The following is a 12,632-nucleotide window of genomic DNA, read 5'->3' on the forward strand; positions in this document are numbered from 1 at the left end:
CCCTGTTACCGCTCGACTTGCATGTGTTAGGCCTGCCGCCAGCGTTCAATCTGAGCCATGATCAAACTCTTCAATTAAAGTTTGATGCTCAATGAATTAAACTTCGTAATGAATTACGTGTTCACTCGTTGAGACTTGGTATTCATTTTTCGTCTTGCGACGTTAAGAATCCAGTCCATCTTCTCGGCGGCGCGGGTTGCGTATACTACGCTTTCCCGCTTCAGAGTCAAGCGTTAATTTCGCTTAATTCCGTTTTGATTCTTGCTGCCAGGCCGGCGTGTATGCCGTTGTGCCGTGTCAGTGGAGGCGCATTATAGGGCCTGTTTCGGCGCTGACAAGAGAAAAATACAAAAAAGTTATCGTTCGGTCATTTCCCAGGCAATACGCCTAACCATTGCGCGGATTGTGCGAAAGACGAGCGATTTCCCGGGCAAAAGCCGCGACCTGTTTCCAGTCGGTGTAGACCACTTCTTTACGGGTATCCGTTTCCCCGCCTGTCATTTTCATAATCAACCGAATCATGAAACGGTCATACCAGCGATAACGCGGATAACGCAAAGCGCCTGCAAACACCGCACAGTGGTCTGGACGCCATAGCGAATGAAGAAGAAATTTACGCGTGTAGTTGTTAGTTTGCGGCGTACGTTTCTCTGGCTTACGCGCGACAAGGTTTACGGAAAAGAAAGCGCCCGGTAAAGCGTTCAGTTCCGCATGATGCTTTTTCACAAACGCGTCCAGCGCCGCGTGAAAGTGTCCGTAGCGGATAGAAGCGCCAATGACGACTTTGTTATAGAGCGACCAGTCGATAGTTTCCGCACGGTGCAAATTCATAACGTCCGCGTCCACGCCCTGCTCTTTTAGTTCCGAAGCGATAAAGGACGCTATCTCACGCGTCTGTCCATCTCGGGTAGAAAACAAAATAAGGGTTTTCAATACAGACTCCATTTATTCGCGCCAGAAGGTAGGTGTAAACAGCACCAGCAGAGTAAAAACTTCCAGACGACCAAACAGCATGTTCGCCATCAGGACCCATTTCGCGACCGGGTTCATGCTGGCGAAGTTATCCGCTACCACGCCAAGCCCCGGCCCCAGATTATTCAGCGTTGCGACGACCGAGGCGAAAGCCGAAAAGTCATCCACCCCTGTCGCGATAATCGCCAGCATGCTGATAATAAATACCAGCGCATAGGCAGAGAAGAACCCCCATACCGCCTCGAGTATGCGTTCCGGCAAGGCGCGGTTGCCAAGCTTAATGGTGTAAACCGCGTTGGGATGAACCAGCCGTTTCAGTTCGCGGTTCCCTTGCTTAAAGAGCAGCAGAATACGAATCACTTTAAGCCCACCGCCAGTCGACCCGGCGCAGCCGCCAATAAAAGCGGAACAAAGCAGCAGCACAGGTAAGAAAAGCGGCCAGCGCGCAATACTGTCTGTGGTAAAGCCTGCGGTAGTCGCCATTGAGACCACCTGAAAAAACGCCTGGTTTAACGTCATCACGGCGGAGTTATAAACGTCGTGGAACCAGAGCACCAGCGTACAGACCGCCACCAGCGTCACCTGTACGCCAATAAACATCCGGAACTCCGGATCCCGCCAGTAAACCTTCAGGTTACGTCCGCTCAGCAGCGAAAAGTGCAGGCCGTAGTTACAGCCGGAAATAAGCAGGAAGATAGCGATAATGGTATTGATGGTAGGGCTGTCAAAATAGCCCACGCTCGCATCGTGCGTAGAGAAACCGCCGATAGCGATAGTCGCAAAACTATGGCCGATGGCGTCAAAAGCGGACATCCCGGCGAACCACAGCGCCAGCGCGCAGGCAACGGTAAGCAAAACGTAAATCAGCCACAGCGTTTTCGCCGTTTCAGCGATGCGGGGGCGCATTTTATTGTCCTTGAGCGGTCCTGGCATTTCGGCGCGATAAAGCTGCATCCCCCCGACGCCCAGAATAGGCAGAATCGCCACCGCCAGGACGATGATCCCCATACCGCCGAACCACTGCAGCATCTGGCGATAAAACAAAATAGCGTGGGGTAACGAGTCCAGCCCCACCAGCGTTGTTGCGCCTGTGGTCGTTAATCCGGAAAAGGATTCAAAGAAGGCGTCGGTAACCGTCAGGTTCGGCCGTTCAGAAAAGATAAAGGGCAACGCCCCCACGCTTCCCAGCACCGTCCAGAAGAGAACGACGATAAGAAACCCCTCGCGGGATTTGAGCTCTTTTTTCTCCCGGCGGTTTGGCCACCAGAGCACCGCGCCTATCGCCAGCGCGACAAAGAAGGTTTGCGTAAAGGCACGGCCCGCGCCGTCCCGGTAAATGAGGGCCACCAGTCCAGGGATAATCATGGTCCCGGAAAAGAGAATAACCAGTAGTCCAACGATTCGGGTTATGGCGCGAAAATGCATCAGCCGCTTCCTTAGGGATCAAAAAAACGAGGGGGGATTATTATTCAACCGGTAACAAATGCAACGCGCCGCGACTAAAATCCGCAAGCCTTGAAGAAAACAACGCCACCTGCGTATGAGGCAGCGCCACGCGCAACGTCACGCCCGCCTGGTAATCGCTGTGCACTATCAGCCCCTCATGCTGCTTAAGCAGAGCGTCGATACCGGTGAGCTGTGCGTAATCACACAGCAAAGTATATTCAGTTAACGGCACTTTGCGGAGCGTGACGAGCTGATTGAGCGCCAGCTGCACGCCGCCGCCATAGGCTTTCACCAGCCCACCCGTCCCAAGCTTAATGCCGCCGTAGTAGCGCACCACCACGGCGGTAATTTCGCCTACCCCACTGCCGAGCAGTTGAGCAAGCATCGGCTTACCCGCCGTTCCCGCGGGTTCGCCGTCATCGGAAAAGCCCAGCTTTTGTGAATCATCCGGCGCGCCCGCCACCCAGGCCTGACAGTGATGACGGGCATCAGGATGCTCCGCCTTCACTTGCCCGACGAACGCTTTCGCCGCTTCCACGCCATCGGTATGCGCGAGCAGCGTAATAAAGCGGCTTTTCTTTATCTCTTCTGTAACGGTGACCGGCTGCGCCGGAATAAGCCAGCTTTCCATCAGGCGAGCTTGAGATCCCGCGTCATGTTTTCCGTGCCGTTCTCGTGAATCACCACGTTATCCTCAATGCGGATGCCGCCGAACGGCTTAAGCGCTTCAATCTTCTGCCAGTTGAAATGCTTGCTGTACTGCCCTTCACGCCACGGCGCGAGCAGCGACTCGATAAAGTAAATGCCAGGCTCGATGGTCAGCACCATGCGCGGCTGCAGCACACGGGTACAGCGCAGATAAGGATATTTTTCCGGGGCAGGAAGGTGCGTGCCGGTATCGTCTTGCATGAATCCCGCCACGTCGTGCACCTGCAGGCCCAGCGGATGACCGATTCCGTGCGGCATAAACGGCCCGGTAATATTGGTTTCCACCATCGCCTCTTCGCTGATGTCATTCACAATCTGATGACGACGCAGCAGCTTCGCGATGCGCTGATGGAACTGCACGTGGTAATCGATGTAGTTCACGCCCGCCTTCATCGTGCCAATCAACGCCAGTTGCTCGTCGTTCACGTCTTTAATCAGCTGCGCAAAGTCGTTATCGCTGCTGGCGGCCCAGGTACGGGTGAGATCTGCCGCATAGCCGTTATATTCCGCCCCGGCATCCAGCAGGAAGCTGCGCATCTCTGCGGGCGCCTGCTGATCAAGCTTCGTGTAATGCAGCACGGCGGCATGCTCATTGAGCGCCACGATATTGCCGTAAGGCACGTCGGTATCGCGATGGCCAGTGGCGGTCAGGTAAGCGAGATTAATATCAAACTCGCTCATTCCGGAAAGGAAAGCTTCGTGCGCAGCCCGATGGCCAATTACTGCCGTTTTCTGCGCTTCGCGCATACAGGCCAGTTCGTAATCCGTCTTATAAGCCCGATAGTAGTGCAGATAGTCGATAACCCCTTTCGGGTTGATCTTATCGGCAGCGATGCTCAGCTGTATCGCACGTTCCGGCGCCGGCCCGATATAAGCAATATTACCGCGCGCGGCAGGAAGTTGGCTGCCGATGCCATCCGCTTTCGGCAGTGCGATAATCTCTATCTCGTCCGTCCAGAATGACTGCGGCAACGGCTCTACGTTGTGCCAGTAATCGACCGGCAGATAAAACCAGAGCTTCGGTTTGTTGACGCCATCCACCAGCAACCAGCAGTTCGGCACCTGGGTCACCGGCACCCATGCTTTAAACTGCGGGTTTACTTTAAACGGATAAGGATGGTCATCAAGAAAGACGTTGAACAGCTCACCAGAATGGATGAGCAGCGCATCAAGATTAAAGCGCGACAGCACATTACGGGTACGTTCCTGTAACGTAGCCAGATGATTTTTATAAAGAGCAGCCAACGAATCCATAATTTACCCTTCACCTATTAGTCCTAAACCCCGGCATCTTAGCACAACTTATCTGCACAAACGGGTTTCCCCCATCCGTGATCAAGTTTGCAAATATTTAAAGAGAAATTTGCATTTCATTAACATCAACTCCACACTCCGCTTCATCTGGTACGACCAGATCACCTTGCTGGATTCAGGAGACTGACATGCTCTACAAAGGCGACACCCTGTACCTTAACTGGCTGGAAGATGGCATCGCCGAACTGGTGTTTGATGCCCCAGGCTCGGTTAACAAGCTCGACACCGCGACCGTTGCAAGCCTTGGCCACGCATTAGATGTGCTGGAAAAACAATCCAATCTTAAAGGTTTGCTGCTGCGCTCAGAGAAAGCGGCTTTTATCGTTGGCGCGGATATTAACGAATTTCTTTCCCTGTTCCTCGTGCCGCAGGCGCAGTTAAGCGACTGGCTGCGTTTCGCCAACCGCATTTTCAACCGTCTTGAGGATCTGCCGGTTCCCACCCTTGCCGCCATTAACGGCTATGCGCTGGGGGGCGGCTGCGAATGCGTGCTGGCGACCGATTACCGTATCGCCACGCCGGACCTGCGTATCGGCCTGCCGGAAACGAAGCTTGGCATCATGCCGGGCTTTGGCGGCTCGGTTCGCCTGCCGCGTCTGCTGGGCGCCGATAGCGCGCTGGAAATTATCGCCGCCGGAAAAGATGTCAGCGCGCAAGAGGCGTTGAAGCTTGGCCTGGTGGACGCCGTCGTCAATGCTGACAAATTACGCGAAGGGGCGCTCAGCGTGTTGCGCCAGGCCATGAAAGGCGACCTGGACTGGAAAGCGAAACGCGCGCCGAAGCTTGAGCCGCTGAAGCTCAGCAAGATTGAAGCCGCCATGAGCTTCACCATTGCAAAAGGCGTGGTCATGCAAACCGCCGGTAAACACTATCCTGCGCCGATGACCGCCGTGAAGACTATCGAAGCGGCGGCGGGCCTTGGGCGCGACGAAGCGCTGGAGCTGGAAAACCAAAGTTTTGTGCCGCTTGCGCATTCCAGCGAAGCGCGCGCGCTGGTCGGCATTTTCTTAAACGATCAGTACGTAAAAGGCCTGGCGAAGAAACTGACGAAATCGGTTGAAGCGCCGAAGCAGGCCGCCGTACTGGGCGCAGGCATCATGGGCGGCGGCATCGCTTATCAATCCGCCTGGAAAGGCGTGCCGGCGATCATGAAAGATATTAATGAGAAATCGCTGGCGCTCGGCATCGGCGAAGCCAGCAAGCTGCTCAATAAACAGCTTGAGCGCGGCAAAATCGACGGGCTGAAGATGGCGGGCGTTATCGCCACTATTCATCCGACGCTGGATTACGCCGGGTTCGATCGCGTTGATGTTGTCGTAGAAGCGGTCGTGGAAAACCCGAAGGTGAAAAAAGCGGTGCTGGCGGAAACCGAAGAGAAGGTGCGCCCCGATACGGTGCTGGCTTCCAACACCTCGACCATTCCTATCACCGAACTGGCAAGCGCGCTTAAACGCCCGGAAAATTTCTGCGGCATGCACTTCTTCAATCCGGTGCACCGCATGCCGCTGGTGGAAGTGATCCGCGGCGAAAAAACCTCTGAAGAAACCATCGCCAAAGTGGTGGCCTGGGCCAGCCAGATGGGGAAAACCCCGGTAGTGGTAAACGACTGTCCCGGCTTTTTCGTCAACCGCGTACTGTTCCCTTACTTTGCCGGTTTCAGCCAGCTGCTGCGTGACGGCGCGGATTTCCGTCAGATAGATAAAGTGATGGAAAAACAGTTCGGCTGGCCGATGGGCCCCGCTTATTTACTGGATGTGGTCGGCATTGATACCGCGCACCACGCGCAGGCCGTTATGGCGGCCGGTTTCCCGCAGCGTATGCAGAAAGATTACCGCGACGCTATCGACGCGCTGTTCGACGCCGGCCGCTACGGCCAGAAAAACGGTAAAGGCTTTTACAGCTATAAAGAAGACAGCAAAGGCAAACCGCGCAAAGAGCAGGATGACGCAACAGACGGCCTGCTTGCTGAAGTCAGCCAACCGAAGCGCAACTTCAGCGATGAAGAGATTATCGCCCGCATGATGATCCCGATGGTTAATGAAGTGGTTCGCTGTCTGGAAGAAGGCGTTATCGCAGGCCCTGCGGAAGCGGATATGGCATTAGTCTACGGGCTGGGCTTCCCTCCGTTCCACGGCGGCGCGTTCCGTTGGCTTGATACACAGGGCAGTGCGAAGTATCTGGATATGGCGCAACGCTATCAGGCGCTGGGGCCGCTTTATGAAGTACCGGCGGGGCTGCGTGAAAAAGCGCGCCGCAACGAGCCCTATTACCCTCAGGTTGAACCCGCCCAGGCGGCTGGCGAACTGAAAACGGCTTAAGGAGCGAAGTATGGAGAAGGTTGTAATTGTTGACGCTATCCGCACCCCGATGGGCCGTTCCAAAGGCGGCGCCTTTCGCCACGTGCGGGCAGAGGATCTTTCCGCGCACCTGATGCGCAGCCTGCTTTCACGCAATCCGCAGCTGGAAGCCAACGCCATTAATGATATTTACTGGGGCTGCGTGCAACAGACGCTGGAGCAAGGTTTTAACATCGCCCGCAACGCGGCGCTGCTGGCGGAAATTCCGCACTCGGTGCCTGCCGTTACGGTAAACCGCCTGTGCGGCTCGTCTATGCAGGCGCTGCACGACGCGGCTCGCATGATAATGACCGGCGATGCAGAGGCTTGTCTTGTCGGCGGCGTGGAGCATATGGGTCATGTGCCGATGAGCCATGGCGTTGATTTTCATCCCGGCTTAAGCCGCAACGTGGCGAAAGCGGCGGGCATGATGGGGCTGACGGCGGAAATGCTCTCCCGCATGCATGGCATTAGCCGGGAAATGCAGGATGCGTTTGCCGCCCGCTCGCACCAGCGCGCCTGGGCGGCGACCCAGGCGGGACATTTTAGAAATGAAATCATCCCCACCAGCGGCCATGACGCCGACGGCGTGCTAAAGCGCTATGACTATGACGAAGTCATCCGTCCGGAAACCAGCGTGGAAAGCCTTGCGACGTTGAAACCCGCCTTCGACCCGGCGAACGGTACCGTGACGGCGGGCACCTCTTCCGCCCTTTCCGACGGCGCCGCCGCTATGCTGGTGATGAGCGAATCCCGCGCCCGGGAGCTGGGCCTGACGCCGCGCGCGCGCATTCGTGCTATGGCGGTGGTCGGCTGCGATCCTTCAATCATGGGTTACGGCCCGGTTCCGGCTTCAAAGCTGGCGCTGAAGAAAGCGGGCCTTGCCGCCAGCGATATCGACCTTTTCGAGATGAACGAAGCGTTCGCCGCGCAGATCCTGCCATGCATTAAGGACCTGGGGTTGATGGAGCAGATAGACGAGAAGATAAACCTCAACGGCGGCGCCATCGCGCTGGGCCACCCGCTCGGCTGCTCCGGCGCGCGCATTAGCACCACGCTGATTAACCTGATGGAGCGACGCGACGCCCAGTTTGGCCTCGCCACCATGTGCATTGGTCTCGGTCAGGGCATCGCCACGGTATTTGAGCGAGTCTGAGTCATTTTCTGAGTTTAGTTGCCGTTCTTCCCGCCTGTCAGGGGCGGGTTTTTTCTTTTATACTCTCCCTGTTATGCTGCTTTTCTCGCCAGGAAGGCGTGGCTCTTAACAAAGGTATCCATCGTGAAAATCTTTTCGCTTCTCTTCTGCATTCTGGCTTTTCCTGTTTTTGCACAAACGGCCTCTACCGAGCTGACGCTGGTGCAGCGCTGTCTGGACGAGGCAAAAAAAGAGTTAAAAGAAAATCCAGAAGGGCTGACGGCGCTTAATGCGTTAAAAATTGTCCCGGATAGCGTTCAGGTAGAGCGGTACGACCGTAAGATTGGCCGTCAGCACATTGCCACGCAGTTAACCGCCACGCTGAGGAGCGCGACAAAACCGAGCGTCATGCTGTTGTGCTTGCTGGAAGAAGATAAGCCGCTGTTTACGTTTATCCGCTGAGGCAGACCCTCTCCCGCAAGAAGAGAGGGCCCGGGTGAAGCGCAAAAGTAATCAAATAAACGCGAATGCGTCGCCAAACAGACGATCTTCACGCGCGTTGCGCTCGTTGCAGAACAGATCGCGGGCGATTTTCGCCATTTCGAAGCGGCCAGCGATATAAATGTCATGTTCCGCCAGCGTACCGAAATCCTGCAAAACTGCCGTCAGCACAGTGCCGCTGCGCCCGCGCCACGCCTCTTCAGGCTGTTCCACTACCGGTTCCACACGAAGATTAGGATGGTTCACCGACAGGGCTTCCAGCTCCGGCAAATCATAAAGGTGTTTCTCTTCGCGCCCGCCCCAGTAAATCGTGATATCGCGGTTTGGGTTGCGCGCCAGCGCGGTCAGCAGAATTGAGCGTACGTAGGAGAAACCGGTGCCGCCGGCAATCAGGATCATGGGGCGATCTTCTTCGTCGCGCAGCCACGCTTCGCCGTGAGGAATATCTACTACGATTTCACGCTCTTTCAGGATGCGATCCATCACCGCCATCGCGTAGAGATTAAGCTCGGAGGCGCCGATATGCAGCTCAATAAAAGCGTGTTCATCGGGCGTGGAGGCCATGGAGAAGGGACGCTTATCCCGCTCGTCCATCACAACCATCAGGTACTGGCCCGCGCGAAAAGAAAACGGCGCTTCAGGCACTAAACGAACGCGATACACGGTATCCGTGATAGCTTCTACCGAGGTCACTTTACAGCTTAAGATTGTCATGCGTTCCCTCTGTCGGGTCAATAAGGCAAACCGCGACGGCGGCGCTTCAGGCGCCCTTACCGTCATTAAAAATGGCCAGCTCGTTCCAGATAGCGTCTATCCGCGCCGTGACCGCAGGATCTTTTTTAATGGGACGGCCCCACTCGCGCTGAGTCTCGCCGGGCCATTTATTGGTGGCGTCCAGTCCCATTTTTGAGCCAAGGCCGGAAACTGGCGATGCGAAATCCAGGTAATCAATTGGCGTGTTTTCCACCATTACCGTATCGCGCGCCGGATCCATACGCGTCGTGATAGCCCAGATAACATCGTTCCAGTCACGCGCGTTCACGTCGTCATCGCAGACGATAACAAACTTGGTATACATGAACTGCCGCAGGAATGACCAGACACCCATCATGACGCGTTTGGCGTGTCCGGCGTACTGCTTCTTAATGGTGACTACCGCAAGGCGATAAGAGCACCCTTCCGGCGGCAGATAAAAATCGACAATTTCCGGGAACTGCTTTTGCAGGATCGGTACGAACACTTCGTTCAGCGCCACGCCAAGCACCGCCGGTTCGTCTGGCGGACGGCCGGTATAGGTGGAGTGATAAATAGCGTCTTCGCGCTGCGTAATGTGCGTGACGGTAAAGACCGGGAAGTTGTCTATCTCATTGTAATAGCCGGTGTGATCGCCATAGGGTCCTTCCGGCGCCATTTCACCCGCTTCAATATAGCCTTCCAGCACGATTTCCGCGCTGGCAGGCACTTCGAGATCGTTAGAAAGACATTTTACCACTTCGGTTTTGGTGCCGCGCAGCAGCCCGGCGAAAGCGTATTCAGAAAGCGTATCCGGCACAGGCGTCACCGCGCCGAGGATGGTCGCCGGATCGGCGCCCAGCGCCACGGAAACCGGGAAGCGTTCGCCAGGGCGCGCCGCCTGCCACTCCTGGAAATCAAGCGCGCCACCGCGATGCGAGAGCCAGCGCATAATCAGCTTGTTTTTAGCAATCAACTGCTGACGATAAATGCCGAGGTTCTGTCGTTCTTTATGCGGGCCGCGCGTTACCGTCAGTCCCCAGGTGATCAACGGCGCAGCGTCTTCGGGCCAGCACTGCATGATGGGGATACGCGTCAGATCGACATCATCACCCTGAATGACCTTCTGCTGGCAAGGCGCGCCGCGCAGCCGTTTCGTCGGCATGTTAAGCACCTGCTTAAACTGCGGCAGCTTGTCGAACAGATCGCGAAATCCACGCGGCGGCTCCGGCTCTTTCAAAAAAGCGAGCAGCTTGCCCACTTCACGCAAAGCCGACACCTCTTCCTGCCCCATGCCCATCGCTACGCGCTTCGGCGTGCCAAAGAGATTGCACAGAACCGGCATGCTGTAACCCTTCGGATTTTCGAACAGCAAAGCGGGACCGCCAGCGCGCAATGTGCGGTCGGCGATTTCAGTCATCTCCAGGTGGGGATCGACGGAAAGCGAAATGCGTTTAAGTTCGCCCTGCTGCTCCAGCAGCGCAAGAAAGTCGCGTAGATCGTGATATTTCATGCAGTTATTCATGCCCTCGGGTTAAGCTCTCCATTATACGGCGTTCGCGGCGGCCACGCCGTAGTTTTGTTAAATTAACGTGAATCCAGGCCGCATGCCATTATGGCTTCCGTTATAATCACCTTAGCGATCCCTGAGTGGTTTTGTTATGCTTGCCCGCCCGGCAATAGGCAATAATAAGAAGAGTTATCATGCGATCCTGGTATCTACTGTACTGCAAACGAGGACAGCTTCAGCGTGCGCAAGAGCATCTTGAGCGCCAGCAGGTCAATTGCCTGACCCCCATGATTACGCTTGAAAAAATCGTGCGGGGAAAACGCGCTGCAGTCAGTGAGCCTCTGTTCCCGAACTATATGTTTGTGGAATTCGATCCGGAAGAGATTCATACCACGACTATCAGCGCGACTCGCGGCGTCAGCCATTTTGTTCGTTTTGGTTCGCAACCTGCCATGGTGCCGCTGACGGTGATTGAACAGCTGCAGAACTGCCAGCCAGAAGAGGTTACTGACCCGCAAACGCCATATGAAGGCGATAAAGTGGTGATTACCGAAGGCGCTTTTGAGGGACTGGAAGCGATTTTCACCGAGCCGGATGGCGAGACCCGCTCCATGCTGCTGCTTAATCTGCTTAACAAGCAGGTTCGGCAGAGCGTAAAAAACACCGATTTCCGTAAAATTTAATTCCCATCGGCCCGCGCATTGCGAGCCGATGCCGGTTATTAATGGGTCGCTTCGCCGACCACGCCGCCTGCGCCTGCGCCAACCGCAGCGCCTTTCAACACGCTTTTCCCTGTTGCCGCAGCGACTCCCGCACCCACTACCGCGCCAACAGCGCCGCCCTTACGCGCCGCTTTTCCTTTGTCGCCTTTTTTAAGCATTGCGCCCGCGCCTGCGCCAACCACAGCGCCGCCAACAGTGCTTTTAACGCTCTTGCCGGCAACCGCGCCCGCCGTGGCGCCCAGCACCGCGCCAGTAGCTGTTTTATCGATAGCCTGCGCCTGACCAGCCAGCGCCAGACAGAGAATGAACATTCCAGTGATTTTCTTTTGCATGATTTTTCCTTAACAAACCAGGTTACTGCCGGCGCCAAGGATATCACTGCGAAGAAACCGCCATTCTGACATCTGTGTATATTTCTGTACGGTTATGCCGCAACAGGATGGGAAAAAAACAGGCGCGCCGCATTTGCATCGGTTACCTGCTCCAGCCAGCGGGCATCCTCTCCACGCCAGGCGGCGACGCGTTCAAGGATATGCGGCAGATAGCAAGGCTCGTTACGCCATGAAGCGGGTTTAGGTGAGAGATCGCGCGGCAAAAGATAAGGCGCATCCGTTTCCAGCAGGAGTTTTTCGGCAGGAATAACCGGCAGCAGCTCGCGCAATGCCAGGCCGCGGCGCTCATCGCACACCCAGCCGGTAATCCCCAGATAGAGCCCGCGCGCCAGGCAATCTCTCGCTTCCTCTTCAGTGCCGGTAAAACAGTGCAGCACCGCGCCGGGGAGTTTATCAAGCCACGGGTCGAGCAAAGCGAGGAAACGCGCATGCGCATCGCGGCAGTGCATAAAAACCGGCATGCCGAGCTCAGCGGCTATCGCCAGTTGGGCGCTGAACGCGCGCTCCTGCGCTTCGGGCGTAGAAAAGTTACGGTTAAAATCGAGCCCGCATTCGCCAATCGCCACCACTTCCGGCTGGCGGGCAAGCTCACGCAACTGCTGAGCAGAAGCGTCATCCCACTGACTGCTGTCGTGAGGATGCACCCCTGCGGTGGACCAGCAACGCTCGTAGCGCTGCGCCAGCTGCTGCGCCTGGGCGCTTTCATGCAGATTCGTGCCGGTAAAAAGCAGGCCGTTCACCCCAGCCGCATGCGCGCGCGAAATGACTTCATCACGGTCTTTGGCGAACTGTGAGCTGGTGATGTTCAGTCCAATATCAAACATAGCGCTTCCCATATAAAAACCGCCCTGACGGGCGGTTATC

The 12,632-nt window shown here is 56.1% G+C and carries 12 protein-coding genes and 1 rRNA gene; 4 read left to right on the forward strand and 9 right to left on the reverse strand.

What is annotated here, in order from left to right; all coding sequences use genetic code 11:
* From IEX01_RS20585 to pepQ, 5 genes are all read right to left on the reverse strand, one after another.
* A 16S ribosomal RNA gene (locus tag IEX01_RS20585) occupies nucleotides 1-77 on the reverse strand; the annotation flags it as partial.
* 310 nt (nucleotides 78-387) lie between these two features.
* On the reverse strand, nucleotides 388-933 hold the full coding sequence (gene hemG, locus IEX01_RS20590; RefSeq protein WP_024558497.1) for a menaquinone-dependent protoporphyrinogen IX dehydrogenase: 546 nt from the start codon (nucleotides 931-933) through the stop codon (nucleotides 388-390).
* Nucleotides 934-945: 12 nt separating this feature from the next.
* Nucleotides 946-2,397, reverse strand: coding sequence for a Trk system potassium transporter TrkH (trkH, locus tag IEX01_RS20595; RefSeq protein ID WP_024561637.1), 1,452 nt, complete (start codon nucleotides 2,395-2,397; stop codon nucleotides 946-948).
* Nucleotides 2,398-2,437: 40 nt separating this feature from the next.
* A complete protein-coding gene (locus IEX01_RS20600) occupies nucleotides 2,438-3,049 on the reverse strand; it encodes an IMPACT family protein (protein ID WP_024558495.1) in 612 nt (203 codons plus the stop codon).
* The gene (gene pepQ, locus IEX01_RS20605; RefSeq protein ID WP_024558494.1) at nucleotides 3,049-4,380 is read right to left on the reverse strand and encodes a Xaa-Pro dipeptidase; all 1,332 of its coding nucleotides are present in this window, start codon (nucleotides 4,378-4,380) and stop codon (nucleotides 3,049-3,051) included. The genes IEX01_RS20600 and pepQ overlap by 1 nt, the downstream gene beginning before the upstream one ends.
* A gap of 188 nt (nucleotides 4,381-4,568) precedes the next feature.
* On the opposite strand from pepQ, the gene fadB reads away from it, so the two are divergent.
* From fadB to IEX01_RS21660, 3 genes are all read left to right on the forward strand, one after another.
* Nucleotides 4,569-6,758, forward strand: coding sequence for a fatty acid oxidation complex subunit alpha FadB (gene fadB, locus IEX01_RS20610; RefSeq protein WP_188724462.1), 2,190 nt, complete (start codon nucleotides 4,569-4,571; stop codon nucleotides 6,756-6,758).
* Between the two features lie 10 nt (nucleotides 6,759-6,768).
* Nucleotides 6,769-7,932, forward strand: coding sequence for an acetyl-CoA C-acyltransferase FadA (gene fadA / locus IEX01_RS20615; protein WP_024561634.1), 1,164 nt, complete (start codon nucleotides 6,769-6,771; stop codon nucleotides 7,930-7,932).
* 123 nt (nucleotides 7,933-8,055) lie between these two features.
* Entirely contained in the window at nucleotides 8,056-8,373 is a 318-nt protein-coding gene (locus tag IEX01_RS21660; RefSeq protein WP_229701888.1) for a hypothetical protein, read from the forward strand.
* A 51-nt stretch (nucleotides 8,374-8,424) separates the two neighbouring features.
* Here the strand turns inward: IEX01_RS21660 and fre are convergent, their stop codons facing one another.
* A complete protein-coding gene (gene fre / locus IEX01_RS20625; RefSeq protein WP_024558491.1) occupies nucleotides 8,425-9,126 on the reverse strand; it encodes an NAD(P)H-flavin reductase in 702 nt (233 codons plus the stop codon).
* Nucleotides 9,127-9,172: 46 nt separating this feature from the next.
* Nucleotides 9,173-10,669 (reverse strand): 4-hydroxy-3-polyprenylbenzoate decarboxylase, encoded by a 1,497-nt coding sequence (gene ubiD / locus IEX01_RS20630; RefSeq protein ID WP_188724463.1) that lies wholly within the window; start codon nucleotides 10,667-10,669, stop codon nucleotides 9,173-9,175.
* 179 nt (nucleotides 10,670-10,848) lie between these two features.
* Between ubiD and rfaH the strand changes: the two genes are divergently transcribed.
* Nucleotides 10,849-11,337, forward strand: a complete 489-nt coding sequence (gene rfaH / locus IEX01_RS20635; protein ID WP_024558489.1) for a transcription/translation regulatory transformer protein RfaH — start codon at nucleotides 10,849-10,851, stop codon at nucleotides 11,335-11,337.
* Between the two features lie 38 nt (nucleotides 11,338-11,375).
* Here rfaH and IEX01_RS20640 read toward each other — a convergent pair whose 3' ends face one another.
* Together IEX01_RS20640 and tatD are read right to left on the reverse strand one after the other, a co-directional pair.
* Nucleotides 11,376-11,708 (reverse strand): YMGG-like glycine zipper-containing protein, encoded by a 333-nt coding sequence (locus tag IEX01_RS20640; RefSeq protein WP_024558488.1) that lies wholly within the window; start codon nucleotides 11,706-11,708, stop codon nucleotides 11,376-11,378.
* A gap of 92 nt (nucleotides 11,709-11,800) precedes the next feature.
* On the reverse strand, nucleotides 11,801-12,592 hold the full coding sequence (gene tatD, locus IEX01_RS20645; RefSeq protein ID WP_188724464.1) for a 3'-5' ssDNA/RNA exonuclease TatD: 792 nt from the start codon (nucleotides 12,590-12,592) through the stop codon (nucleotides 11,801-11,803).
* Nucleotides 12,593-12,632: the final 40 nt, after the last annotated feature.

Origin of the sequence: Franconibacter daqui, assembly GCF_014644275.1 — a bacterium.
Classification (GTDB): domain Bacteria; phylum Pseudomonadota; class Gammaproteobacteria; order Enterobacterales; family Enterobacteriaceae; genus Franconibacter; species Franconibacter pulveris.